18 protein-coding genes and 1 tRNA gene are annotated in these 25,335 nt (G+C 71.4%); 7 read left to right on the top strand and 12 right to left on the bottom strand.

The features are described from left to right. The first annotated feature begins 229 nt into the window (after positions 1–229). On the top strand, positions 230–2,974 hold the full coding sequence (gene ppc, locus ABZ471_RS07025; RefSeq protein ID WP_359063269.1) for a phosphoenolpyruvate carboxylase: 2,745 nt from the start codon (positions 230–232) through the stop codon (positions 2,972–2,974). Between the two features lie 70 nt (positions 2,975–3,044). Here ppc and ABZ471_RS07020 read toward each other — a convergent pair whose 3' ends face one another. From ABZ471_RS07020 to ABZ471_RS06990, 7 genes are all read right to left on the bottom strand, one after another. Continuing rightward, entirely contained in the window at positions 3,045–3,719 is a 675-nt protein-coding gene (locus tag ABZ471_RS07020; RefSeq protein WP_359063370.1) for an LPXTG cell wall anchor domain-containing protein, read from the bottom strand. 136 nt (positions 3,720–3,855) lie between these two features. Then, positions 3,856–4,359: a hypothetical protein gene (locus ABZ471_RS07015; RefSeq protein WP_359063267.1), complete on the bottom strand. Its 504-nt coding sequence runs from the start codon at positions 4,357–4,359 to the stop codon at positions 3,856–3,858. A 52-nt stretch (positions 4,360–4,411) separates the two neighbouring features. Next, positions 4,412–5,014, bottom strand: coding sequence for an aminoacyl-tRNA hydrolase (pth, locus tag ABZ471_RS07010; RefSeq protein WP_359063265.1), 603 nt, complete (start codon positions 5,012–5,014; stop codon positions 4,412–4,414). Between the two features lie 70 nt (positions 5,015–5,084). Then, positions 5,085–5,684 (bottom strand): 50S ribosomal protein L25/general stress protein Ctc, encoded by a 600-nt coding sequence (locus ABZ471_RS07005; protein ID WP_359063263.1) that lies wholly within the window; start codon positions 5,682–5,684, stop codon positions 5,085–5,087. A 205-nt stretch (positions 5,685–5,889) separates the two neighbouring features. Next, complete coding sequence (locus ABZ471_RS07000; protein ID WP_359063261.1) at positions 5,890–6,870, bottom strand: ribose-phosphate diphosphokinase; 981 nt, start codon at positions 6,868–6,870, stop codon at positions 5,890–5,892. 154 nt (positions 6,871–7,024) lie between these two features. Further along, entirely contained in the window at positions 7,025–8,473 is a 1,449-nt protein-coding gene (gene glmU / locus ABZ471_RS06995; RefSeq protein WP_359063259.1) for a bifunctional UDP-N-acetylglucosamine diphosphorylase/glucosamine-1-phosphate N-acetyltransferase GlmU, read from the bottom strand. Positions 8,474–8,597: 124 nt separating this feature from the next. After that, positions 8,598–8,672, bottom strand: a tRNA-Gln gene (locus ABZ471_RS06990). A gap of 339 nt (positions 8,673–9,011) precedes the next feature. Between ABZ471_RS06990 and ABZ471_RS06985 the strand changes: the two genes are divergently transcribed. After that, positions 9,012–10,325 carry a histidine kinase gene (locus ABZ471_RS06985; RefSeq protein WP_359063257.1) on the top strand — a complete coding sequence of 438 codons (1,314 nt, stop codon included), beginning with the start codon at positions 9,012–9,014 and terminating at the stop codon, positions 10,323–10,325. Positions 10,326–10,682: 357 nt separating this feature from the next. On the opposite strand, the gene ABZ471_RS06980 is transcribed toward ABZ471_RS06985, so the two are convergent. Next, positions 10,683–11,177 carry an SUKH-3 domain-containing protein gene (locus ABZ471_RS06980; RefSeq protein WP_359063256.1) on the bottom strand — a complete coding sequence of 165 codons (495 nt, stop codon included), beginning with the start codon at positions 11,175–11,177 and terminating at the stop codon, positions 10,683–10,685. Positions 11,178–11,238: 61 nt separating this feature from the next. Continuing rightward, positions 11,239–11,754 carry a YwqJ-related putative deaminase gene (locus ABZ471_RS06975; protein WP_359063253.1) on the bottom strand — a complete coding sequence of 172 codons (516 nt, stop codon included), beginning with the start codon at positions 11,752–11,754 and terminating at the stop codon, positions 11,239–11,241. A 275-nt stretch (positions 11,755–12,029) separates the two neighbouring features. On the opposite strand from ABZ471_RS06975, the gene ABZ471_RS06970 reads away from it, so the two are divergent. The 3 genes from ABZ471_RS06970 to ABZ471_RS06960 all read left to right on the top strand — a co-directional run bounded on the left by ABZ471_RS06970 (position 12,030) and on the right by ABZ471_RS06960 (position 17,342). Next, the gene (locus ABZ471_RS06970) at positions 12,030–13,025 is read left to right on the top strand and encodes an SMI1/KNR4 family protein (protein WP_359063368.1); all 996 of its coding nucleotides are present in this window, start codon (positions 12,030–12,032) and stop codon (positions 13,023–13,025) included. 10 nt (positions 13,026–13,035) lie between these two features. Beyond that, positions 13,036–16,161, top strand: coding sequence for an SUKH-4 family immunity protein (locus ABZ471_RS06965; RefSeq protein ID WP_359063251.1), 3,126 nt, complete (start codon positions 13,036–13,038; stop codon positions 16,159–16,161). 293 nt (positions 16,162–16,454) lie between these two features. After that, positions 16,455–17,342 carry a cellulose-binding protein gene (locus tag ABZ471_RS06960; protein ID WP_359063249.1) on the top strand — a complete coding sequence of 296 codons (888 nt, stop codon included), beginning with the start codon at positions 16,455–16,457 and terminating at the stop codon, positions 17,340–17,342. Between the two features lie 66 nt (positions 17,343–17,408). Here ABZ471_RS06960 and ABZ471_RS06955 read toward each other — a convergent pair whose 3' ends face one another. From ABZ471_RS06955 to ABZ471_RS06945, 3 genes are all read right to left on the bottom strand, one after another. Continuing rightward, entirely contained in the window at positions 17,409–19,052 is a 1,644-nt protein-coding gene (locus ABZ471_RS06955) for a cation acetate symporter (protein WP_359063247.1), read from the bottom strand. Next, positions 19,049–19,456 carry a DUF485 domain-containing protein gene (locus ABZ471_RS06950; protein WP_359063245.1) on the bottom strand — a complete coding sequence of 136 codons (408 nt, stop codon included), beginning with the start codon at positions 19,454–19,456 and terminating at the stop codon, positions 19,049–19,051. Before ABZ471_RS06950 ends, ABZ471_RS06955 begins: the two co-directional genes overlap by 4 nt. A 396-nt stretch (positions 19,457–19,852) precedes the next feature. Next, a complete protein-coding gene (locus tag ABZ471_RS06945) occupies positions 19,853–21,349 on the bottom strand; it encodes an MFS transporter (RefSeq protein WP_359063243.1) in 1,497 nt (498 codons plus the stop codon). A 418-nt stretch (positions 21,350–21,767) separates the two neighbouring features. Here ABZ471_RS06945 and ABZ471_RS06940 point away from each other — a divergent pair, with 418 nt between their 5' ends. Both ABZ471_RS06940 and ABZ471_RS06935 read left to right on the top strand, forming a co-directional pair. Then, a complete protein-coding gene (locus ABZ471_RS06940; protein ID WP_359063241.1) occupies positions 21,768–22,556 on the top strand; it encodes an ABC transporter ATP-binding protein in 789 nt (262 codons plus the stop codon). Continuing rightward, complete coding sequence (locus tag ABZ471_RS06935) at positions 22,553–25,141, top strand: FtsX-like permease family protein (protein WP_359063239.1); 2,589 nt, start codon at positions 22,553–22,555, stop codon at positions 25,139–25,141. Before ABZ471_RS06940 ends, ABZ471_RS06935 begins: the two co-directional genes overlap by 4 nt. Positions 25,142–25,335: the final 194 nt, after the last annotated feature.

Below are 25,335 nucleotides of genomic sequence, written 5' to 3'. Positions count from 1 at the left end.
CGGTTCCGTAACCTACGGCGTCGTAAGTATGGCAGCGAGTCGCCCGGCGGCAAGAGCCCGAGATTCTGCGCGTCCGCATGGACACCTATCCTTGGACTCGGTCGGACAGCGCGGTCCGCTCTGATTCCTTCCCGGACGTCCCGTCCCGTATGCGGCACCCCGCCGCGCGGTGGATCGATGTCCCGGGTTCCCTCCCGGACGAGCTTCAACACTGCAAGGAGCCGCACCTGTGAGCAGTGCCGACGACCAGACCACCACGACCAGCAGCGAGCTGCGTGCCGACATCCGGCGCCTGGGCGACCTCCTCGGCGAGACCCTCGTACGGCAGGAAGGCCCCGAACTCCTCGAGCTGGTCGAGAAGGTCCGCCGCCTCACCCGCGAGGACGGCGAGGCCGCCGCCGAGCTGCTGCGCGGTACCGAACTGCAGACCGCCGCCCAGTTGGTCCGCGCCTTCTCCACCTACTTCCACCTGGCCAACGTCACCGAGCAGGTGCACCGCGGCCGCGAGCTGCGCGCCCGGCGCGCCGCCGAGGGCGGCCTGCTCGCCCGCACCGCCGATCGCCTCAAGGACGCCGACCCCGAGCACCTCAGGCAGACCGTCGAGCACCTGAACGTTCGCCCGGTGTTCACGGCACACCCCACCGAGGCCGCACGCCGTTCGGTCCTCAACAAGCTCCGGCGCATCGCCGCGCTCCTGGACACCCCCGTCCTCGACTCCGACCGCCGCCGCCACGACGTCCGCCTGGCGGAGAACATCGACCTCGTCTGGCAGACAGACGAACTGCGCGTCGTCCGTCCCGAGCCCGCCGACGAGGCCCGCAACGCCATCTACTACCTCGACGAACTGCACGCCGACGCCGTCGGCGACGTCCTCGAGGACCTCACCGCCGAACTCGAGCGCGTGGGCGTCAAGCTCCCCGACAACTCCCGCCCCCTCTCCTTCGGCACCTGGATCGGCGGCGACCGTGACGGCAACCCCAACGTCACCCCCCAGGTCACCTGGGACGTCCTCATCCTCCAGCACGAGCACGGCATCAACGACGCCCTGGAGATGATCGACGAACTGCGCGGCCTGCTCTCCAACTCCATCCGCTACGCCGGCGCCACCGAGGAACTCCTCCAGTCCCTCCAGGCCGACCTGGAGCGGCTGCCCGAGATCAGCCCCCGCTACAAGCGCCTCAACGCCGAGGAGCCCTACCGGCTCAAGGCCACCTGCATCCGGCAGAAGCTGGAGAACACCAAGCAGCGGCTCGCCAAGGGCACCCCGCACGAGCCGGGCTGCGACTACCTCGGCACCGGCGAGCTGCTGACCGACCTCAGGCTCATCCAGACCTCCCTGCGCGAGCACCGCGGCGCCCTCTTCGCCGACGGCCGCCTCAACCGCACCATCCGCACCCTGGCCGCCTTCGGCCTCCAACTCGCCACCATGGACGTACGCGAACACGCGGACGCCCACCACCACGCCCTCGGCCAGCTCTTCGACCGTCTCGGCGAGGAGTCCTGGCGCTACACGGACATGCCCCGGGACTACCGGGCCAAGCTCCTCGCGAAGGAGCTGCGGTCCCGCCGCCCGCTCGCGCCCACCCCGGCCCCCGTCGACGCGGCCGGCGCCAAGACCCTCGGCGTCTTCGAGACGGTCAAGCGCGCCCTGGAGGTCTTCGGCCCCGAGGTCATCGAGTCCTACATCATCTCCATGTGCCAGGGCGCCGACGACGTCTTCGCCGCCGCCGTCCTGGCCCGCGAGGCCGGCCTCCTCGACCTGCACGCCGGCTGGGCGAAGATCGGCATCGTCCCGCTCCTGGAGACCACCGACGAGCTGCGCGCCGCCGACACCATCCTCGAGGACATGCTCTCCGACCCGTCCTACCGGCGCCTGGTCGCGCTGCGCGGGGACGTCCAGGAGGTCATGCTCGGCTACTCCGACTCCTCCAAGTTCGGTGGCATCACCACCAGCCAGTGGGAGATCCACCGCGCCCAGCGCCGCCTGCGCGACGTCGCCCACCGCTACGGCGTCCGCCTCCGTCTCTTCCACGGCCGCGGAGGCACCGTCGGCCGCGGCGGCGGCCCCTCCCACGACGCGATCCTCGCCCAGCCCTGGGGCACCCTGGAGGGCGAGGTCAAGGTCACCGAGCAGGGCGAGGTCATCTCCGACAAGTACCTGATCCCGTCCCTGGCGCGGGAGAACCTCGAACTGACGGTCGCGGCCACCCTGCAGGCCTCCGCCCTGCACACCGCCCCCCGCCAGTCCGACGAGGCCCTCGCCCGCTGGGACGCGGCCATGGACGTCGTCTCCGACGCCGCCCACGCCGCCTACCGCCGCCTGGTCGAGGACCCCGACCTGCCCGCCTACTTCTTCGCCTCCACCCCCGTCGACCAGCTCGCCGACCTGCACCTCGGCTCCCGGCCCTCCCGCCGCCCCGACTCCGGTGCCGGCCTCGACGGCCTGCGCGCCATTCCGTGGGTGTTCGGCTGGACCCAGTCCCGGCAGATCGTCCCCGGCTGGTTCGGCGTGGGCTCGGGCCTCAAGGCGCTGCGCGAAGCGGGCCTGCGGCTGGAGGGCGACTCCGTGCTCGACGAGATGCACGAGCAGTGGCACTTCTTCCGCAACTTCATGTCCAACGTCGAGATGACCCTCGCCAAGACGGACCTGCGGATCGCCCAGCACTACGTCGACACCCTCGTCCCCGACGAACTCAAGCACGTGTTCGACACCATCAAGGCCGAGCACGAACTGACCGTCCGCGAGGTGCTGCGCATCACCGGCGAGAGCGAACTCCTCGACGCCCAGCCCGCGCTCCGCCAGACCTTCACCGTCCGCGACGCCTACCTGGACCCGATCTCCTACCTCCAGGTCACCCTGCTCAAGCGCCAGCGCGACGCCGCGGCCGCCGGCGCCGAGCCCGACCCGCTGCTCTCCCGCGCCCTGCTCCTGACCGTCAACGGGGTGGCAGCGGGCCTGCGCAACACCGGCTGACCGCCACACCACGACAAAGGTGCCCCCGGGGTCCGTACGACCCCGGGGGCACCTTTGTCCGCGGCGGGCCTCAGCCCCGCTGGGCCTTCCGGCGCCGGGCCACCAGATACCCGCCCACGGCGACCAGCGCGGCAGCACCCGCCGACAGCAGGCCCACAGGAGCACCGTTGCCGGTCTCGGCCAGGTCGCCGCCGGCAGTCCGGGCGGACGGGACGGAGGACGGCGCCGCCGACGAGGAGGGCGACACGGACGAGGACGCACCCGGCGCCGCACCCGCCGCGGAGGGCGCCGGCGACGCCGAACCCGACGGCGTCGTACCCCCGCCCCCGCCCTGCGAGCCGGCGCAGTCCGTCCAGAACACCTTGTGCTTCGCCGCGCCCTTCTCGCCCTCGAAGTTCCAGAACAGCTTGTAGTGCCCGTCGGACAGTGACATGTCCTCGGTACGGCCGTGACCGTCCGTGTCCAGGGTGAGGGCACCGGACTTCACGGTCTTGCCCTTCGTGGCGGCCGTGGGCGCCCAGGCCTCGATGTGCCAGTCGACCTGCTGGGCGTCGTCGAAGCCGAACGCGTCCAGGTAGAAGGTGCACACGTGCGGTTCGTTGCGGCGCAGCGCCTCACCGGTGCGGGCATCGTGGATCTTGACGGTGCCGTTGTCACCGGGAGCAGTCGCGTGAGCGGCGGGGGCGCACAGCAGCGCCGCCGAAACACCGGCGGTCAGCGCGCCGGCGCGGGAGAGGGTACGGATGGGGCTGGTCCATCTTCGTGTGGCGAACGGGGAAGATGTGGAGGGGGCGGTTCAGCTTCGGGGCGCGCCGGCCCGCCGGTCAATCAGGAACAGACAACAGACAGTCCCCCACAGACGTGAAGAACGCCCCAACCCCTCACAGCGTCACGAAAGCCGTCGTCAGTAGTACGATCCCCGACCCCGCCAGCACCCACGCGGGCCGGGGCAGCCGCAGGCCGCCCGCCACGACCACCGACGCCAGCAGCAGCGCACCACCCAGCGGAATCCAGGCGTACAGCATCCCCGCCGGCCCGGAGCGCACCACCTCATCGGTCCCCGGCTTCACCACCACGGCGTACGTCAGCCCCTTGCGCACCGCCACCGAGTTCGCGATCTCCACGCTCGGGCGTGCCTTCGCCCCCTCCGACGTCGGCGTGAACGGGCCACGGCACGTGTCCCCGTCACACCGGGTCACCTTGATCGTGCCGCGCTCGCGCCCCTTCGTCAGCATCACGTGCTGAGCGGTCCCCCAGGAACCCCACACCCCGGCGAACAGGATCAGCGCGGCGACCGCACCCATCGCGGCCACCCGACCGAATCGCAGCGCGGTCACGGAGGCCTGGCGAGAGGCGGTTGCTGTGGCAGGCATGGCCGGGATCATTGGCCATGGGCCTGCGACCGGTCAACTCCCACGGGCTCCATGGCCGGACAAGTCAGGAGTTGTACGCGCTCTGCGCCCGCTCCAGCCCCTCCGTCACCAGACACTCCACCGCGTCCGCCGCCCGGTCCACGAAGTAGTCCAGCTCCTTGCGCTCCGCCGACGCGAAGTCCTTCAGCACGAAGTCCGCGACCTGCATCCGCCCGGGCGGCCGTCCGATCCCGAACCGCACTCGGTGGTAGTCCGCGCCCATCGCCTTCGTCATCGACTTCAGACCGTTGTGCCCGTTGTCGCCACCGCCCAGCTTCAGCCGCAGCGTGCCGTAGTCGATGTCCAGCTCGTCGTGGACCGCGACGATGTTCGCCACCGGCACCTTGTAGAAGTCCCGCAGCGCGTTCACCGGACCGCCGGACAGGTTCATGTACGACATCGGCTTGGCCAGGATCACCCGCCGGTTCGCCGGCCCGACCGGACCGATCCGCCCCTCCAGCACCTGCGCCTGCGCCTTGCCCGCCCGCTTGAACTTCCCCCCGATCCGCTCCGCGAGCAGATCCGCCACCATGAACCCGACGTTGTGCCGGTTCATGGCGTACTCCGGTCCGGGATTCCCGAGGCCCACGACGAGCCAGGGGGCATTGGCGGCGGTGGTCACGTCCATGTCTCCTTGATACGCGCCAGCCGCTGCCCCCCGAGGGAACAGCGGCTGAACGAAATGACGACGGTGAGGATCAGGCCTCGGCGACAGCCTCTTCGCCCTCGGCCGCCTCGCCCTCAGCAGCCTCCTCCGCCTGCGCGGCCAGGACCTGCAGAACGACGGTGTCCTCCTCGACGGCCAGCGTGGTGCCGTTCGGAAGGGTGATGTCCTTGGCCAGGATGGAGGCACCGGCCTCCAGGCCCTCGACGGAGACCGTGACGGCCTCGGGGATGTGCGTGGCCTCGGCCTCGACCGGCAGCGCGTTCAGAACGTGCTCGAGCAGGTTGCCACCCGGGGCCAGCTCGCCCTCGGCGTGCACCGGAACCTCGACCGTGACCTTCTCGCCGCGCTTGACCAGCAGCAGGTCGACGTGCTCCAGGTAGCCCTTCACCGCGTCGCGCTGCACGGCCTTCGGGATCGCCAGCTCGTTGGACTTGCCGTCGATGTCCAGGGAGATCAGGACGTTCGGCGTACGCAGCGCCATCAGCAGCTCGTGGCCCGGCAGGGTCAGGTGCAGCGGGTCCGAACCGTGGCCGTACAGGACGACGGGAACCTTGTTGTCACGGCGGATACGACGGGCGGCACCCTTGCCGAACTCGGTGCGCGTCTCGGCGGCGAGCTTAACCTCGGACATATTGATCACTCCTCGTAGGAATCGCAACGGACGTGGTCACCCGGCCACGAACGGCCTGCTACGAAGAGCGCGTCGATAACGGACCGCCATGGTCGCGAACACGACCACGGCCTCCCTCGCCGAGCAACTTCAGCAGTCTACTCGGAGGGGGAGGCCGCGCCCAAAAGGATCTTCAGCTAGCCCGCGGGGCAGGCCTGCAGAAACCTCACTGCTCGTCGAAGAGGCTGGTCACCGACCCGTCCTCGAACACCTCACGCACCGCACTCGCGATCGTCGGAGCGATCGACAGCACCGTGATCTTGTCCAGATCCCGGCCCAGCTCCGACGGCGTCGGCAGCGTGTTCGTGAACACGAACTCACTCACCCGCGAGTTCTTCAGCCGGTCCGCGGCAGGGCCGGAGAGCACACCGTGCGTGGCCGTCACGATGACGTCCTCCGCGCCGTGCGCGAACAGGGCGTCCGCGGCCGCGCAGATCGTGCCACCGGTGTCGATCATGTCGTCCACCAGCACACACACCCGGCCCTTGACCTCGCCCACGACCTCGTGGACGGTCACCTGGTTCGCCACGTCCTTGTCACGCCGCTTGTGGACGATCGCCAGCGGCGCCCCCAGCCGGTCGCACCACCGGTCCGCCACCCGCACACGGCCCGCGTCCGGCGACACGACCGTCAGCTTCTCCCGGTCCACCTTCTGGCCCACGTAGTCCGCCAGCAGCGGCAACGCGAACAGGTGGTCCACCGGACCGTCGAAGAAGCCCTGGATCTGGTCCGTGTGCAGATCCACCGTCAGGATCCGGTCGGCACCCGCGGTCTTCATCAGGTCCGCGATCAGACGCGCCGAGATCGGTTCACGACCGCGGTGCTTCTTGTCCTGCCGCGCGTAACCGTAGAACGGCACGATGACCGTGATGGAGCGCGCCGACGCGCGCTTCAGCGCGTCGATCATGATCAGCTGCTCCATGATCCACTGGTTGATCGGAGCCGTGTGGCTCTGGATCACGAAGCAGTCCGCACCACGCGCCGACTCCTGGTAACGGACGTAGATCTCGCCGTTCGCGAAGTCGAAGGCCTTCGTCGGGACGACCCCGACACCCAGCTGCTGGGCGACCTCCTCGGCAAGCTCGGGGTGGGCGCGGCCGGAGAAGAACATCATCTTCTTCTCGCCGGTCGTCTTGATCCCGGTCACAGCACTGTCTCCTCAGAGGTTCTCAGCCAGCCGACTGCTCGAACGACCTCTCGGCTGGGCGCGAGAGGCCATATCAGCTGGTAGGGGTGCGGGTATGCACTCGTGCGGATGTGCACTTATCACGGTACGCCGTGTTTGGCGCACCCGTTTCCGGTCAGTCCTCGTCCTCGCCCCGCCGGGACGCCGCCTCGGCCGCCTTCGCGGCCGCGCTCCCAGGACGCTTCCGGGCCACCCAGCCCTCGATATTCCGCTGCTGACCACGGGCCACGGCCAGCGAACCGGGCGGCACATCCTTCGTGATCACGGACCCGGCGGCGGTGTAAGCACCGTCCCCGACCGTGACAGGAGCCACAAACATGTTGTCCGAACCCGTCTTGCAATGCGACCCGACGGTGGTGTGGTGCTTGTTCTCGCCGTCGTAGTTCACGAACACACTCGCCGCACCGATGTTCGTGAAGTCACCGATCGTCGCGTCACCGACATACGACAGGTGCGGAATCTTCGTCCCCTCGCCGATCGACGCGTTCTTCGTCTCGACGTACGTGCCGATCTTGGCCTTGAGTCCGAGGCGGGTGCCCGGCCGCAGGTACGCGTACGGCCCCACGGACGCCTCCGGGCCGATCCGCGCACCGTCCGACACCGTGGTGTCCACCCGAGCTCCCGCACCCACCCGGGTGTCGTTCAGCCGGGCGTTCGGCCCGACCTCGGCGCCCTCGCCGATGTGCGTCGACCCGGTGAGCTGCGTCCCCGGGTGCACGACGGCGTCCTGCTCGAAGGTGACGGTCACATCCACCCAGGTGGTGGCCGGATCCACGACCGTCACCCCGTCGAGCATCGCCCGCGTGAGCAGCCGGTCGTTGAGAATACGGCGGGCCTCGGCGAGCTGCACGCGGTTGTTGATCCCGGCGATCTCCCGGTGGTCGGCGGCCACGGAAGCCCCGACGCGATGCCCGGCCTCCCGCAGGATCCCGAGCACGTCCGTGAGGTACTCCTCGCCCTGGCTGTTGTCCGTCCGCACCTTCTTCAGCGCGTCCGCCAGCAGCTGCCCGTCGAACGCGAACACCCCGCTGTTGATCTCCCGGATCGCCCGCTGGGCGTCCGTGGCGTCCTTGTGCTCCACGATCGCGGTCACGGCACCGGTCGCGTCGTCGCGGACGATACGGCCGTAGCCCGTGGCGTCGGGGACCTCGGCGGTGAGGACGGTCACGGCGTTGCCGTCGCCGTGGTGCGTTTCGGCGAGCTGCGTGAGGGTGTCGCCGGCGAGGAGGGGGGTGTCCCCGCAGACCACGACCACGGTCCCCTCGACCGCCCCGCCCAGCTCCTCCAGGCCCATCCGCACGGCGTGCCCCGTGCCGTTCTGCTGCGCCTGCACGGCCGTCCGCACGCCGGGGTCGATCGCGGTCAGGTGCGCGGTCACCTGCTCACGGGCGTGGCCCACGACGACGACCAGGTTCGCGGGGTCCAACTCGCGGGCGGCGGCGAGCACATGGCCGACCAGGGAACGGCCGCAGATCTGGTGCAGGACCTTCGGTGTGGCCGACTTCATACGGGTGCCCTCACCCGCTGCGAGAACGACGACGGCTGCCGGGCGAATGGCGCTCACGGAGTTGCCCTTCGGCTCTGGATGGGTGGGGGTGACAGCCGCAGGATACCGGGGTGGGGTTGGGGGGATATGAGTGCGGGCCCTGACGGTGACGTCAGGGCCCGTATGTGGGTCGTGTGTGCTGTGGCTCCCCTGCCAGGACTCGAACCTGGAACAAATCATCCAAAGTGACCCGTGTTGCCAATTACACCACAGGGGATGGCATGTACGGCCTAAGCGGACATTTGATCAATCCGTTGAGGCTGCGGCACCTACTATGCCGCACCATCAGCCCTCGATGCGACGGTACGAGTGGGCTCCCTTCCGGACTTTGATCACCGGACACCCTCGGCGGGTCCCGTCGGCGTTCCTGTTCCCCCGGCAGCGCGACCGCGGTAGCGCCACCGCTCGTTCCCGCAACCCCTCGGAGTCGCCGGGCGGGGTTCGGCGGTTCGAGGGATACCCGCTGGTATCGGGGTCGTTCGCTTACGGAGTGTGGTCCGTGCCGGTAGGTGAAAGTAACCGGAAATGCCGTTGCCCGCGCCCGTAGGCTGGAGGCATGACCGCGACGGGGGAAGAGCATGCCAGGGCCCTGACCGGCCCGTGGTGGTGGGCAAGGTGGCGCAGTGCCGCGCTCGACGGAAGTCTCGCGCTGGTGTCCGCCGTGGAGTGCGGCGCGGAGGGGATTCCGTTCGCCCGGGATGCGGGGATCCCGCTGTCGGTGGGGATCGTGTTCGGCCTGATAGCCGGTTCGGTCCTGCTGGTGCGCAGGAAGTGGCCGATCGCCGTCGTACTGGTCGCGATCGCGATCACGCCGGCCCAGATGGGTTTCCTGATGGGCATCGTCGGCCTGTACACGCTGGCGGCGTGCGAACTGCCGCGGCGGATCATCGCGGCGCTGGCGGGGATGTCGTTGCTGGGCACGATGATCGTGACGTTCGTGCGGGTGCGGCAGGACATGGCGCGGGGTGATCTGACCCTCGGTGACTGGTTCGTGCCGTTCGCTTCGATCACCACGTCGTTGGGGCTGACGGCTCCGCCGGTGCTGCTGGGTCTGTATGTGGGCGCGCGGCGCCGCTTGATGGAGAGCCTGAGAGAGCGGGCGGACAGCCTGGAGCGGGAGCTTCAGCTGCTCGCGGAGCGGGCGGAGGAGCGGGCCGAGTGGGCGCGCAACGAGGAGCGGACGCGGATCGCTCGTGAGATGCACGACGTGGTCGCGCACCGGGTGAGTCTGATGGTGGTGCACGCGGCGGCGCTGCAGGCGGTCGCCCGTAAGGATCCCGAGAAGGCCGTGAAGAACGCGGCGCTGGTGGGGGACATGGGGCGGCAGGCGCTGACCGAGCTGCGGGAGATGCTCGGGGTGCTGCGGTCGGGGGACGGTCTGGAGCGGCGTGCGGTGTCGGTTCCGCTGGCCGCGGTGAAGGTGGCGGCTGCGGAGGCGGCGTCGAAGGCGGCTGCCGAGGAGGCGGCTGTGGACGGCCCGTGTCTGTCGGAGCTGGAGGAGCTGGTCGGGCAGTCGGCGGCGGCCGGGATGGTGGTGGCGCTGTCGGTCGAGGGGGAGGTGCGCTCGTATGCGGGGGAGGTCGAGCAGACGGCGTACCGGGTGGTGCAGGAGGCGTTGACGAACGTGCACAAGCATGCGGCGGGCGCGAAGACGCATGTGCGGTTGGCGCATCGGGGGGTGGAGATCGCCATGCAGGTGGAGAACGAGCCGCCGCCGGAGCCGGGGTCTGCGTCGGCAGCGCGGTTGCCGTCGGGCGGCAATGGCCTGCTGGGGATGCGGGAGCGGGTCCTTGCGCTGGGCGGCGTGTTCGTTTCGGGGCCGACGGATGCGGGGGGTTTCCGGGTGTCGGCGGTGATTCCGGCGACGTAGGCCGGGGTGTGTGCTGGGGGGCGCGTTGGGGTGGTGCGCGCCGGGGTGGACGTTGGCGTGCGCGTTGTGATGCGCGCCGGGGTGGACGTTGGGGTGCACGCCGGAGTGGGTGTGGTGCGTTGGTGCCCTGTGGCGGGTGCGGTGTGGCGGGGCGTGGTGTGGCGTGCGCGTCGGCCGTTGTGGCGTGAGGCGTGCGCGTCGGCGCTCTAGGTGTGTGAGTGCGCCGGTGTCGTTGTGGCGTGTGTGGGTGCGCCGGTGCGTGGTGTGTGGCGCGTCGGTGGTGGGGTGGCGTGTGTGGTGCATCGGTGCCACGGAGTGCGTGGTGTGTCGCGTTGTGTCCGGCCGGGTCCGGGTGGGTCAGGCGACGGTGAGGCGTACGGGTTCTGTGCCGGCGATGAGGGTGGACAGGGCGTGGTCGATGTCGGGGCCGACGTACCAGTCGCCGGTGTGGTCGAGGGTGTAGACGCGGCCGTCGGCGTCGATGGCGAGGAAGGCTGCGGTTTCGGTTTCCTCGCCGAGAGGGCTGACCTCGGTGCCGAGGGCGCGGCCGAGGTCGCCGAGGGTGCGGGCGAGGTGGAGGCCGTGCAGGGGGTCGAGGTGGAGGGTGGCGGGGGCGACCTGGCGACCCGGGCCGGTCGGGGCGATGCGGAGTCCGCCGAATTCGGCCCAGGCTTCGACGGCGGCGGGGAAGACGGTGTGCCGGTGCCCGGCGGGCGAGGCGTGGTCGCGCAGGGCGTCGGCCCAGATCTCTGCCTGCTTTATGTCCCAGCGTCCGGGTTGCCAGCCGGCTGCGCGCAGGGCGGCGTCGACGGGTACGGGGAAGCGGGTGGTGGAGGTGCGGTCGGGGTGCATCGGCCCTTCGATCGTCGTGCTTGCCGGGTGGTTCTGATGGGCGCCGGCTGGGGCAGGGGTGTCAGGCGTCGGCTGCGGTGGGGTCGACGATACGGACGCCGAAGTGGGCGCTGAGGGCGGTGCAGGCGCGGCAGGGGGCGGCGAAGCTGCCGTGGAGGGGGTCGCCGTCCTCGCGTATGCGGCGGGCGGTGAGTTTGGCCTGCTTGAGGGTTTTGCGGGCCTCGCCGTTGGTCATGGGTCTGCGGGCGGCGCGCTTGCTGCGGGTGGCGTCCGTGGCGGCGATGTGCCGGGAGATGAGGATGGTTTCGGCGCAGCGGCCGGTGAAGCGGTCGCGTTGGGCGCTGGTGAGGGTGTCGAGGAAGTCCTGGACGAGAGGGTGGAGAGGTGGGGGCTGATCGCCTCGGGCGGCAGTGCCGGTGAGGGTCGTGCCACGGACGGAGAGGGCGGCGGCGACGGTGGGCAGGATGCCGTCGCGACGGTGGAGGAGGGTCGGGGCGGGGGGCATGCCGGTGCCGCTCCAGCCGATGCGAGGGTCACCGGCCCGCACGTCGTTACCTCCGGTCTGCAAGGTATTCATGATCGTCTTCCCCTCCCCGGGCATCCCCCCGAAGGACACAGAGTGCCAAATGCCGTGGCTGCTGCGGAAGCTGGGGCGGCGCGACACGCCCGGGTTTGGGCGGGCTGTCACGGCAGGGTGACGGCTGGTCACGGATGTGGGGGGTTCGGTCGTGCCGGGGTGGGCCCGTGGATGAGGTGGGCCGGTGACCGGGGTTCGTGTACCGCATAGGCTGTCGCCATCCGCGATCGACACCGCCGTTCAGGCCAGAGAGAACGCCGCAGGGGGCAACCGCCATGACGACAGGTCGGCTCGGGCAGCAAGCCGCGCCGCCGAACGCGGCCTATTCCGGGCAGGTCGTGCACTTCCCGGATCCGGTCCGGGCGGCACGTCACCCGAGAGGGGTACGGATCGACGAGCGCGGTTACCCGGATTTCTCCGCGTACGCGCGCGCGGCGGCGGAGATCGCCGATCCGCCGGAGGGCTTCGGTGTCGACGAGCTGCGGCTGACGGACTATGTGTCGGCGAACGCGGCGCTCGCGGCGTCGGGGCACGAGTTGTGGGACACGGTGCCGGATGTGGCGACGCCGCACGGCTGGACGTGGCATCACGTGGTGGGTTCGCGGCGGCTGGAGCTGGTTCCGGTCGATGTGAAGGCGTTGCTGCGGCATCACGGTGGGGTGGCGACGGCCCGGGTGGACCTGGGCAAGCGGGGTACGCGGCCGTTGCAGGAGACGCGTCCGGCGCATGTCGGGCTGCCGAAGTCGGGTGTGGCGGTGACCGAGTCGCAGGTGCAGGGCGTCGAGGAGGACCTGGGCTACCGCCTGCCGGGTGCCTACCGTTCGTTCCTGAAGGCTGCGGGCGGTTGTGCGCCGGTGGGCGCTGCGCTGGACGCCGAGTTGGGACTGCTGTTGGACCAGCCGTTCTTCACGGTGCGGGACGAGGCGGCGGTCAATGACCTGGTGTACGTCAACAAGTGCCTGCGCGACCACCTGACGAAGGACTACCTGGGCGTCGGTTTCGTGCAGGGTGGTCTGCTCGCGGTGAAGGTGAAGGGCGAGCGGATCGGTTCGGTGTGGTTCTGCGCGTACGACGATGCACGGGATGTGGATCCGTCGTGGTCGCCGGCCGAGCGGGTGGAGCGGTTGCTGCTGCCGTGCGGTGACGATTTCGACGCCTTCCTGTCGCGACTCGCGGGCAATCCGCCGGAGTTGGAGACGGTGGCGAACCTGATGGTGGACGGCGGGTTCGCACGTGCCGTCCCGGTGTCTTCCGTGCCGGTGGGGGAGTGAGCTGCAAGCGATGGTGACCTTCGCGCAGGCGCAGGAGCGCGCCGAGGAATGGATCAACGGGGATGTCCCGGCGTACCAGCATCGTGAGGTGCGGGTGCGGGAGTTCGAACTTGGTTTCGTGGTGTGGGGCGAGGACCGTGCGGAGGGCCCGCGTTCGGACGCGGGTGCGCAGCGGCTCGTGATCGCCCGGGACAGCGGCGAGGCGACGCTGTGGCCCGCGCTGCCGGTGGGTGAGGTCATCCGCCGGTACGAGGAGGAGTACGGCCGTGCCGACCAGGTCGAGGACGCGGTGCCGGCACCGGCTGCCGCTCGGGTGGATCTGAATCAGACGTCGTTCCTCTTGAGTCCGCCGGAGTGGTTGCAGGAGGCGGCGGACAAGCTGGGCATTCCGGATCGGCGGTCCGGGTCGGGGGCAGCGTCGGGGCCGGGGGAGGGCGCTGGTGCTGGTGCTGGTGCCGGTTCGGTCGGTGGGGGTTTCGTCGGGGGCGGGGCGCTTGCCGAGACGCAGGCCGGAGTGCCTGCGGCGGCGGAGGCTCCTGCTCCGGCGTGGGGGGCGCCGGCCGGGACTGACGGTGCGGGTACGGGTACGGCCGGTGGATCCGGCAGCGGTGCGTCGTGGCCGGCTGCCGGGGCGGGCGGCGTGGGGGCGCCCGGTGGGGCGCAGGGCGCGCCGAGTGCGCCGGAGGTGCCTGTCGGCGCTACGCCGTGGGCCGGTACGGACACGAACGCGGATGCCGGTGAGGACCGTTCGGTGCCGTTGCCCGCGACGGTGTTCGCGCCGCCGTTGAGCGACACGGACAATGGGGCTCCGCGGCCGCCGGCGGCCGCGCCGGACGCGAAGACGGCGTTGATGTCGAGGGGCAGCCAGCTGCCGCCCACGGCGGTCGCGCCGGCGCTCGATGCATCGAACGCGCCGGGCGCGCAGAACTTCCCGCCGAGTGCGCAGGGTGGTTCGCCGGCGGTGCCTGGCGCCGCGCATGCGCCGGGCGTACCTGGTGCACCCGGGGCGCCTGGTGCTCCTGGTACGCCGGGCGCTCCGCAGGGCAGCACGCCCCTGCCGTACGGCTACCCGCAGGCGCCGGCGGCACCGGGCACGCCCCCGCCGGGCGCGCCCGCCTACTCTCCGGCGCCCGCCACCTCGCCCGCGCCCCTTGCAGCTCCTGGTGCGCCGGGCGCTCCGCAGGGCAGCCCGCTCCCGACGCCTCCGGGCGCCCCGTCGTACGGCTACCCGGAGGGCCCGGGCGCGCCGGGCGCCCCCGCTGGTCCGCAGGGCGCCCCCGGTTACGGCTATCCGCAGGCGCCGGGCGCTGCCCCGAACGCGCCGCAGCCTCTGGCCGGCCCGGCATCGCCGGGGCGGCCGCTCGCGCCGAACGCCGGGGACATCGCGGACGCCGCGACGAGCAAGGCCGCACCGCCGCCGCGCAAGGCGCGCGGTGGCGTGGGCGCGCCGCCTCCGCCGCCGGGCGCCCCGGGTGCGCCGGGCGCGCGCCCGGGGAGCATGCCTCCGCCGCCCGCGCCTGGTGTGCCGGGCACGCCTCCGGGTGGATACGTGCCGACGCAGCTGGTGTCGGCGCTCGGGCCCGAGGGACCTGAGGGGCAGGGTGCTCCGGGTGGTCCTGGGGGTGCAGGTGCGGTGCAGGCGCCGGGCGCGCCGAATGTTCCGGGCGCCCCCAACCCGCCTGGTGCGCCGGGTGCTCCCGGCACGCCTCCGGGCAACGTGCACCACGCGGCCACGATGCTGGCCGACCCGAGTCAGCTGGGAGGCGGCGCGCCCCAGCCTCTGGGCGCCCCGGGCATGCCGAATCCGCCCGGCGCTCCCGCGGCTCCGGGCGCCCCGGGCATGCCTCTCGCCCCCGGCGCGCCTCACCCGCCGAGCGCCCCGGGCGCACCCCAGCCCCCGGGCGCCCCGGGTATGCCCGGCGCTTCCGGTGGCGCGCGGGGGGCCGTGCACCACGCGGAGACCGTGTTGGCCGCGCCTCCCGTGGGCGGTCCGGGCGCGCCTCCGCCGCCTCCCGCCCCTGGCGCAGTCGGTGCGCCGGGCGCTCCCGGCATGCCGCCCGGTGTCCCGGGCGCTCCGCAGCCGATGCCGCCGGGTGCGATGCCGCCTCCGGGTGGGCCCGTGCCGGGGCAGCCACCGGCGTACGGCTATCCGCAGCAGGGGCAGCCGACGGTGGGTCCGGGGTATCAGGCTGTGCTGCGCTACCGCGCGCAGGACGGTTCGGAGCAGCAGCTGATCCGGCGCTCGGCGCCGGGTACGCCGCACCCGGAGTGGCAGATCTTCCATGAGCTGCGGGCGATGAGCGTGCCGCCGGATCAGGTGCTGGAGCTGCACACGGAGCTGGAGTCGTGCGAGCTTCCGGGTGCGTACTGTGCGCGGATGATCCGCGAGCAGTGGCCGCAGGCGCGGATCACAAGCATCGCGCCGTACGGCACGGACCACGCGAGCCGGCAGCAGGGCATGCAGCAGTTGCTGGCGCACCAGGGTGAGTTGCACCAGGTGGCGGACGGGCCCGCGCGGCCGGCGCCGGTGCGGGCGCCGCTGCCGCCGGTGCAGGCCGCGCCGCCCATCCCGCCGGAGGGGATCGCGCAGGAGCTGGCGGCGGCGTTCGGGCCGGGGATCTTCCGGTTCGAACAGCAGGCGGTGTCGCGCCAGGGGGTGCCGCCGGTCGTGGCGCACACGCTGGTGGTGGCCGGGATGCCGGTGGACCTGAGCCCGTTCTTCTGGGCGCAGGCACAGCCGGGCCGTCCCGTGCCGACGCTCGCGGAGCTGGCGGCCGAGCGCGGGGTGCAGCCGGCCTCGGACGCGGGCTCGTACCTCGTGATGGGTACGGACTTCGGCAGGGCGATCTGTGTGCAGTACGGGACGGCGAACATCGTCGCCGTGCCCGTGGAGGCGGGTCCGGGCGGTGCGCCGGTGCCGCCGCAGTTCGTGAACACCGGGCTGCCGGAGTTCGCGCGGTGCCTGGCGCTGCTGGGCCGGATGTGGCGGCTGCGGTACGGGCTGAACCAGGAACAGGCGGGCCGCTGGACCGTCGACTTCCAGGCCCAGCTGGCCGCCCTGGACCCGGCGGCGCTCGGTTCGCCGGAGAGCTGGTGGTCGGTGCTGCTGGAGCAGATGTGGGACGGGCTGCTGTAGCCCGCGCCTTCGGAGTCTGATCGCAGAATGCCCTTCACGCGTGCGTGAAGGGCATTCTGCGTGGATGGACTTCGCGCCCGTCCGCAGCAAGATCGTCACCCGGGAGGGGGACGTGCTGTGGAGGGGCTGCTCGCGGTCCCGGGGAGATGAGCGGGCCTGGGAGTGCGGCAGGGAGCGGAATTTCGACCGTGACGCATCTGCGGAGTGTCGCGTTATGCACGCTTACATCCGATCCATCAAGATGTGCGCGAAATTATCCTGTCGTGTATGTCCGGTGGAGAGGGGTTCCCAGGGTGAGCAGCGCATCGATGACGCCGCACGGCTTCCCGACCGTTCGGGGGCGCGCCTACCGCCCCGACCAGGTCGACGCGTACATGGAGGCGCTGTCGCGGGACCGGGACGCCGCCTGGGAGCGCGCCGCACGGCTGACCGTGCTCGCCAGGGACATGGGCGCCGAGGCCGCGCGGTTGCGCGAGGCGGTCGCGCAGCTCGCGCCGCAGACGTACGAGATCCTCGGGGAGCAGGCGGGGCGCCTCTACCAGCTCGTGTTGCAGGAGGCGGCGGGCGTCCGCGAGCACGCGCGGCGCGAAGCGCACGAGCAGGTCGCGCAGGCGGAGACGTGCGCCCTCGGCGTACGCCAGGCGGCGCAAGAATCAGCGGATGCGCTCCGCGCGGACGCCGAGGAACGCGCCCGCGAGTGCCTCCTCGCAGCGCGCGCCGAGGCCGACGACCTGCGTATCAGCGCCCGGCGCGAAGTGAAGGAAGGGCGCGGGGAGGCGCTCGTCGCGTTGCGCGAGGTACGGCAGCGCACCACCGGCATGGCCGCCGAGCAGACCAGGTCCCACGCCAAGCAGTGGGCCGCGGCCGAGCGTGAGGAGGCCGATCGGTCGGCCGAGTTCGAGGCCGACGTCGCCGAGCGGATCACCCGCGCCGAGGCCGCCCTGTCCGAGGCGGAACGCGCCCTGGTCGAGGCCGAGGAGTCCGCGCGCCGCTGCCAGGAGGAGGCGTCCACGCGTGCCGCCGAGATCATCGCCGAGGCGCACCTGCACGAGGAGCGCGTCGCCCAGGACACGGAGCAGCTGCTGCGCGAGCACAGCGAGACCTGGGACGACGTCCAGGCGCACATGGACCACGTGCGCAGCAGCCTCATCTCGCTGACGGGCCGCGCGACCCTGGAATAGCCGGGCGGCCCCGGATCGGCCGAGCGCCCCTGGACCAGCGGCCGCGCCGCCCGGGCGGGGACGCCCTCAACCGCCTCTGCGCACCGCCCCCGCGAGGATCCATCCCTCCACCGCCTCGTACTGGCGCCGCTGTTCCTCCGCTTTCCGGCGGCCCGAGGCGACCGTGCCCAGCCAGCCGAAGAAGAAGCCGGCCGGGATGGAGACGATGCCGGTGGTGGTGAACGGGAACCAGTTGAAGTCGGCGTTCGGGAAGGCGGCGACGGGTGAGCCGGAGACGAGGTTGGTGCCCGGCATGAGCAGCAGCACGGTCAGGGAGCCGCCGAGCAGCGTGCCCATCAGCCCGCTTCGGGTGTAGCGGCGCCAGAAGAGGCCGTACACCAGGGCGGGCGCGAGGGCGGAGGCGCCCAGACAGAAGGAGAGGGTCACCAGGGGCTGCAGGCTGTGGTGCTGCACCAGGGCGGCCAGCAGGATCGTCGGGATGCCGACGGCGAGTGCCGAGAGGCGGGCGAGGGCCATCTCCCGGCGGGCCGGCATCTCCCGGACGCGGGCCGCGAACACGTCGTGGGCCAGGGAGTTGGCGCAGGCGAGGATCATCCCGGCGACCGAGGCGAGCACGGTCAGGAAGATCGCCGTCGTCACCATGGTGAACAGGAAGGACTCCGCCGTCGACACGTCGCCTCCGAACGCGGCCCGCGAGCCCAGCAGGTAGGCCGTGTTGCCCTGCGGGTCCGCCGCGGTGATCTCCCTACGGCCGACCAGGGCCATGGCACCGAACCCGATCACCGTGATGACCAGCACGAACAGCGCCACGAGCGACACCGCCCAGGACAGCGAGCGGCGCACCTGGCGGGCGCTGGAGGCGGTGTACATGCGCATGGTGATGTGCGGCAGGCAGGCGCCGCCGAGCACGATGGTCAGCTCCGAAGTGATCATGTCCAGGCGGGCGCCCGGGTGCCCGGCGAACTGGAGTCCGGAGTGCAGGAAGGCCGGCCCGGCACCGCTCTGCCGTGCCGCCGCGTCGAACAGGGCGCCCGGGTCCCAGTCGAAGCGGCGCAGGATCAGCACGGCGACCACGGCACCGGAGCCGAGCAGCATCACGATCTTCAGGATCTGGACGAGCGCGGTGCCCTTCATGCCGCCGATCGTGGCGTAACTGATCATCAGCACGCCGAGTCCGACGACGCAGCCGGTCTTCAGTGACTCGTTCGAGAAGCCCAGGATGAACGCCATCAGCTGTCCGGTGCCGGCGAGTTGGACCAGCATCATCGGCAGCAGCGAGGCGATCGTCACCGTGCAGGCCGCGATCCGTACGCTCCGGCCCGGCATCCGGCGGGCCAGCGCGTCGCCCATGGTGAACCGGCCCGCGTTGCGCAGCGGTTCGGCCAGCAGGAACATCAGCAGCATCAGCGACAGCGCCGTACTGAGGGCGAGCACGACACCGTCGTAACCGCACAGGGCGATCACCCCGCTGGTGGCGAGGACGGTGGCGGCGGAGATGTAGTCGCCGGCGATGGCCAGGCCGTTGCGCAGCGGGGACAGGGAGCCGTAGCCGGTGTAGAACTCGTCGAGGTCGTCGCGGTCCGGGCCGGTCATCACACACAGCAGGAGGGTCAGTGTGACGACGGCGGAGAAGGCGACCAGGGACATGGTCTGCGCCGAGCCGCTGAGGCCGGTGAAGCCGGTGGGGTTGGGGGAGGCGCCGGTGGTCATCGGGTCGCTCCTCGCCGCGCGTCCAGTTCGGCCTCCTTGCGGATGCGGTCCGCGAGCGGGTCGACGTGGCGGCGCGCGGTGTGCTCGTACAGGGCGATCGCCAGCCAGGTGACCGGGAGCTGGAGGAGGGCGAGCAGCAGGCCGGCGGGGATGCCGTCGGCGACGGTCGCCGTCATGAAGTGCGGTGCGAACGCGGACAGGACGAGGAACAGGGTGAAGTAGCCGAGGGCGGTGAGGGTGGCGGTGCGGCGCTGCCAGCGGTACGCGTCGCGCAGCACACGCAGGTCGCGATGGTGTCCGAGGGGTTCGCGGGGCGGAGTGGGGCGCGGGCGGGGCGGTTCGGGGGGTGGGGGCTGCCAGGGGTAGGTGAGGTACGACGGCGGATGCGGCGGGTCGTGTGACATCCCGGGGCTCCTTGCGTGGCTCGGGTCCGTGGCGGCGGACCGCAGGGAGGTGGGGTGGGGGGTGGACAGAGCCACGCACGCTACTCGCGGGTACCCGGGTCGTGTGGCGTTTTCACCAAACTATCCAGTCGGTATGCGCTTACTGCGAGAGAACGGATCTGACCTCGGGTGTTACCCGCGTTAACCCGCGAGGGACGGGTGTGGCGCCCGTGAAGAAGAGCAGCGCCCGGGACCGCCATCCCCGTCAGCCCAGGACGGGCGTCCCCGACCGCAAGGGAAGGCGCTCCCCCTTCAGCCCGGGACGGGCGTCCCCGATCCCCCGGGACCGGCATCCCGGACGGCCCGCCCCGGACGGCCCCGCCCCGCCCCGGCGCGCGTCGCCCCGACCGTGTGCGGCTACTCCTGCCGTACCGGAAACCGCCGGGGCGCCACCACCAGCAGCACCAGGAAGGCCAGCGCGGCCGCGCAGGACGCGCCGAAGTACACGGCGTGGACGGCCGCGGCGATCGCCCGCCGTGTCGTCTCCGGGGCCGTACCGGCGTCCAGCGCGCGCGTGACGGACTCCAGGTCGCCCGCCCCGCCCAGCCGCGCGGCCAGCACTCCGTTGGCGACGGCGCCGAACAGCGAGGCGCCCACGGTCTGCCCGGTCTGCCGGCAGAACAGCACGGACGCGGTCGTCGTGCCCCGCTCCGACCAGCCCACCGTCGACTGCACCCCGATGATCAGTGGCAGCTGGAACAGCCCCAGCACCCCGCCCAGCAGCAGCATCAGCAGGGCCGGCTGCCACCAGGACCCGGGATACGGCAGGAACGGGAACGCGAGCAGGATCAGCGCGCCCAGCCCGATGCCGAGCAGCGCGGTGTCACGGAAGCCGATGCGCCGGTACAGGTGCTGGCTGAGCGCCGCCGAACTCGACCAGGTCAGCGTCCACACGCACAGCACGAGGCCGGCGGCCGCGGGGCCGAGCCCGAGCACCGACTGGGCGTACGTCGGCAGGAACACCGACGGTGCCACCATCACCAGGCCCAGCGCGCCGAGCGCCAGATTGACGGCCGCGATCGTGCGGCGCCGCCACACCCACCCCGGGATGATCGGCTCCGCCGCCCGCCGCTCGACCCACACCACGACCCCCAGCAGGGCGAGTCCCGTGCCGAACATGGCCAGCGAGGGCGCCGACAGCCATGCCCAGGCCACCCCGCCCTGCACCAGTGCGGTCAGCAGCACCCCGCCGCACGCGAACACCGCGAGCGCGCCCGCCCAGTCCACGCGCGCGTGGGCGGCTTCTTCCCGCTCGGGCTCGTGGAGGTGACGGACGATCAGCCACAGTGCGGCCACGCCGATCGGCAGGTTGACGAGGAAGATCCAGCGCCAGTCGGCGTACGCGGCCAGCACCCCGCCGAGGCCCGGCCCGGCCACCGAGGACACCGCCCACACCGTGGACAGCTTGGCCTGGATCTTCGGACGCTCCGCGAGCGGGTACAGGTCGGCAGCCAGCGTCTGCACCGTCCCCTGCAACGCCCCGCCGCCCAGCCCCTGGACGACCCGGAACGCGATCAGCGCCCCCATGTTCCAGGCGCCCGCGCACAGCAGGGAGCCCAGCAGGAACACGGCGGCGCCCGCGACCAGGACCGGCTTGCGGCCGAAGGTGTCGGACAGTTTCCCGTAGACGGGCAGGGTGACGGTGACGGCGAGCAGATAGCCGGAGAACAGCCAGGAGAAGACGGAGAACCCGCCGAGGTCGCCGACGATCTGCGGTACGGCGGTGGAGACGACGGTGGCGTCGAGCGCGGCCAGCGCCATCGACAGCATCAGCGCGGCGACGACCGCGCCCCTCCTGCGGGTGTCCTGGTCCGTCGCGGCGCCGTTGCGTATCGCGGGTGTCGTGCTCCCCACCGGATCCCCTCCCCGTGCCCCTTGCACCTATCCCGGTGGGACAGCTTCCCACGGGACCCTCGAGTTGACCCTGACGCGGCGTGAGGGTGGAGCCTTGCCGGGCCGGAGGGTGGAGCCGACCCCGAGAAGGCCTCCACCTGGCGGTGGACCTCCCCTAGGGGTCTCTCCGCACTACGGCCCGGGGAGGGTTCGTACTGCCGGAGGAGGAGATGGACCCGGTGCCGTCCTTAACCTGGCTTTACGCCGCTGGGGGGCGGTTGACCGAACCCGCGGGGGTGGGGTTTTCCCCCGCACAAGAGGGGGCTTCGCACCAGCGCGCGGCACACCCGCCGCACGCGAGACTCAGCGACGTACCCGGAACGACGCCACGGAACCGCGGCGCATCCACCGACTTGCCGACCGAAACAGGAGACATACCGTGACATCGGCTGTGACCATTCCCAGGCACGGGGGCACTGGAGGGCGTACGGCCGTTGCCGCGCGGGCGCGGCAGGTCGTGAAGGCGTACGGGTCCGGCGAGACCCGCGTCGTCGCCCTGGACCACGTCGACGTGGACATCGCCCGCGGCCAGTTCACCGCGATCATGGGCCCCTCGGGGTCCGGCAAGTCCACCCTGATGCACTGCCTCGCCGGCCTCGACACGGTGACGAACGGCCAGATCTACCTGGACGACACCGAGATCACCGGTCTGAAGGACAAGAAGCTCACGCAGCTGCGCCGGGACCGGATCGGGTTCATCTTCCAGGCGTTCAACCTGCTGCCGACGCTGAACGCGATCGAGAACATCACGCTGCCCATGGACATCGCCGGGCGCAAGCCCGACAAGGCGTGGCTGGACCGGGTCGTGGAGACCGTCGGGCTCGCCGGACGGCTCAAGCACCGGCCCACCCAGCTCTCCGGCGGCCAGCAGCAGCGCGTCGCCGTGGCCCGTGCCCTCGCCGCCCGCCCGGAGATCATCTTCGGTGACGAGCCGACCGGAAACCTCGACTCGCGCGCGGGCGCCGAAGTCCTCGGCTTCCTGCGGCGGTCCGTCGACGAGCTGGGCCAGACCATCGTGATGGTCACCCACGACCCGGTCGCCGCCTCGTACGCGGACCGCGTGCTCTACCTCGCGGACGGCCGGATCGTGGACGAGATGTACCAGCCGACGGCCGATCAGGTCCTGGACCGTATGAAGGACTTCGACGCCCGGGGGCGTACGTCATGACCGTCATGAAGACCTCGATGCGCAACTTCTTCGCGCACAAGGGCCGTATGGCGCTGTCGGCGATCGCGGTGCTGCTGTCGGTCGCCTTCGTCTGCGGCACGCTGGTGTTCACCGACACGATGAACACCACCTTCGACAAGCTCTTCCAGGCGACCGCCTCCGACGTGACGGTCAGCGCCAAGGGCTCCTCCGACACCGGCGAGACCACCTCCCGCACCGGCAAGCCGCCGGTCATACCGGCGTCCGTGCTCGGCGAGATCCGCAAGGCCCAGGGCGTCAAGGCGGCCGAGGGCACGGTGTTCTCCACCTCGGTGACCGTGGTCGACGCCGACAAGGACAAACTGTCGCCCAGCAGCGGCGCGCCCACCATCGTCGGCAGCTGGAACGGTAACGACGCCCGCACCATGAAGATCACCTCCGGTGCGGCGCCCAAGGGCTCCGACCAGGTCATGGTCGACGCGGACACCGCCGACAAGCACCACCTCGAGCTCGGCGACGACATCGGCATGATCAACGTCCTCGGCACACACCACGCGCGCGTGTCCGGCATCGCCACCTTCACCGTCACCAACCCCGGCGCGGCGATCTTCTACCTGGACACGAAGACCGCCCAGCAGAACCTGGTCGGCCGGACCGGCGTGTACACCAACGTCAACGTCACCGCCGCCAAGGGCGTCACCGACGCGCAGCTGAAGAAGGACGTGACCGCCGCACTCGGCCACGGCTACAAGGTGCAGACCGCCAAGGAGGTCGCCGACGCCAACCAGAAGAGCGTCCAGAGCCTCCTGAACGTCATGAAGTACGCGATGCTCGGCTTCGCCGGGATCGCCTTCCTCGTCGGCATCTTCCTGATCATCAACACCTTCTCGATGCTGGTCGCCCAGCGCACCCGGGAGATCGGCCTGATGCGCGCCATCGGCTCCTCCCGCGGCCAGGTCAACCGGTCCGTGCTGGTCGAGGCGCTGCTGCTGGGCGTGATCGGCTCCGTGCTCGGTGTCGGCGCGGGCGTGGGCATCGCGGTCGGCCTGATGAAGCTCATGGGCGCCACGGGCATGCACCTGTCCACCGACGACCTGACGGTCGCCTGGACCACGCCCGTGCTCGGCCTGCTGCTCGGCGTCATCGTCACCGTCCTCTCCGCCTACCTGCCCGCCCGGCGCGCCGGCAAGGTCTCCCCGATGGCCGCGCTGCGCGACGCCGGTGCCCCGACCGACGCCAGGGCCGGGCTCGTACGGGCCCTGATCGGCCTGGTCCTCACCGGCGCCGGCGTCGCGAGCCTGTACGCCGCCGGCACCGCCGACAAGGCCAAGAGCGGCTCGGGGATGCTGGGCCTGGGCGTGGTGCTGACCCTGATCGGCTTCGTCGTCATCGGCCCGCTGCTCGCGGGCGGCCTGGTCCGTGTCCTCGGCGCGGTCATGCTGCGGATCTTCGGCCCCGTCGGCCGGATGGCCGAGCGCAACGCGCTGCGCAACCCGCGCCGCACCGGCGCCACCGGCGCAGCCCTGATGATCGGCCTGGCCCTGGTGGCGTGCCTGTCGGTGGTCGGCTCCTCCATGGTGGCCTCCGCCACCGACCAGCTCGACAAGACGGTCGGTACGGACTTCATCATCCAGCCGGACAACCCGCAGAACGGTCTCATCGCACCCCAGGCGGTCAAGGCCGTCAAGGACACCCCGGGTCTCACACGGGTCACCGAGTACCGGCCGGCCCTGGCCGACTTCACCACCCCGGACGGCCAGACGCTCAAGGACACCGACATCACGGCGGCCGACCCGACGTACGCGACCGACCTGCGCAAGAAGACCGTCGCGGGGAACCTCAAGGACGCCTACCTGCCGGACTCGATGTCCGTCCACGAGAAGTTCGCCAAGGCCCACGACATCCACCTCGGCTCGAAGATCACCGTCGCCTTCAAGGAAGGCGCCACCGCGCACCTGACGGTCCGCGCGATCACCAGCAGCGACGAGGTGATCGACCAGGGCGCCAAGTACACCTCCCTCGCCACGCTCAAGAAGTACGTGCCCGCCGACGGGATGCCGCTCGACGCGCTGGTCTTCGCCACCGCCAAGGACGGGCAGCAGGCGGCCGCCTACAAGGCGCTGAAGGCGGCCCTGCACGACGATCACCCGGAGTTGACCGTACGTGACCAGACCGACTACAAGCAGGCGCTGAAGGACCAGATCGGCCAGCTCCTGAACATGATCTACGGCCTCCTGGCCCTCGCGATCATCGTCGCGGTCCTCGGTGTGGTGAACACGCTGGCCCTGTCCGTGGTCGAGCGGACCCGGGAGATCGGCCTGATGCGGGCGATCGGCCTCTCCCGCCGCCAGCTGCGCCGCATGATCCGTCTGGAGTCCGTGGTGATCGCCGTCTTCGGCGCCGTGCTCGGCCTCGGCCTCGGCATGGGCTGGGGCGCGACCGCCCAGAAGCTCCTCGCGCTGGAAGGCCTGAAGGTCCTGGAGATCCCCTGGCCGACGATCACCGCCGTCTTCATCGGCTCGGCCTTCGTGGGCCTGTTCGCCGCGCTGATCCCGGCGTTCCGGGCCGGCCGGATGAACGTCCTGAACGCCATCGCGACGGACTGACGGACTAACGGCCCTACGGCCGACAGCCACCGCATACGGGGGTTGCGGGGGAAAGACCCGGTGCCGGGAAGTCCTGGGGGACTTCCCGGCACCGGGTTTCTCATGTCTTTCGGCGCCTGCTTCTCAGCGGTTGTCCACAGCCCCCGCACCCGCGAGCGCAGCGTCGTACGCTGGAGACCCCCGGCCCTCACACG

The organism is Streptomyces sp. NPDC005728 (genome assembly GCF_040630895.1).
Lineage (GTDB): Bacteria > Actinomycetota > Actinomycetes > Streptomycetales > Streptomycetaceae > Streptomyces.
Note: the sequence above shows the minus strand (reverse complement) of the source record. Positions and strands in the feature narration are given on the sequence as shown.

What these genes read in the sequence shown, in the direction of transcription:
- ABZ471_RS07015 (WP_359063267.1), bottom strand. Translation starts at nt 4,359, where the DNA reads ATGATCCCGGCCATGCCTGCCACAGCAACCGCCTCTCGCCAGGCCTCC.
- pth (WP_359063265.1), bottom strand. Translation starts at nt 5,014, where the DNA reads ATGGACGTGACCACCGCCGCCAATGCCCCCTGGCTCGTCGTGGGCCTC.
- ABZ471_RS07005 (WP_359063263.1), bottom strand. Translation starts at nt 5,684, where the DNA reads ATGTCCGAGGTTAAGCTCGCCGCCGAGACGCGCACCGAGTTCGGCAAG.
- ABZ471_RS06985 (WP_359063257.1), top strand. Translation starts at nt 9,012, where the DNA reads ATGACCGCGACGGGGGAAGAGCATGCCAGGGCCCTGACCGGCCCGTGG.
- ABZ471_RS06980 (WP_359063256.1), bottom strand. Translation starts at nt 11,177, where the DNA reads ATGCACCCCGACCGCACCTCCACCACCCGCTTCCCCGTACCCGTCGAC.
- ABZ471_RS06975 (WP_359063253.1), bottom strand. Translation starts at nt 11,754, where the DNA reads ATGAATACCTTGCAGACCGGAGGTAACGACGTGCGGGCCGGTGACCCT.
- ABZ471_RS06970 (WP_359063368.1), top strand. Translation starts at nt 12,030, where the DNA reads ATGACGACAGGTCGGCTCGGGCAGCAAGCCGCGCCGCCGAACGCGGCC.
- ABZ471_RS06965 (WP_359063251.1), top strand. Translation starts at nt 13,036, where the DNA reads ATGGTGACCTTCGCGCAGGCGCAGGAGCGCGCCGAGGAATGGATCAAC.
- ABZ471_RS06955 (WP_359063247.1), bottom strand. Translation starts at nt 19,052, where the DNA reads ATGACCACCGGCGCCTCCCCCAACCCCACCGGCTTCACCGGCCTCAGC.
- ABZ471_RS06950 (WP_359063245.1), bottom strand. Translation starts at nt 19,456, where the DNA reads ATGTCACACGACCCGCCGCATCCGCCGTCGTACCTCACCTACCCCTGG.
- ABZ471_RS06935 (WP_359063239.1), top strand. Translation starts at nt 22,553, where the DNA reads ATGACCGTCATGAAGACCTCGATGCGCAACTTCTTCGCGCACAAGGGC.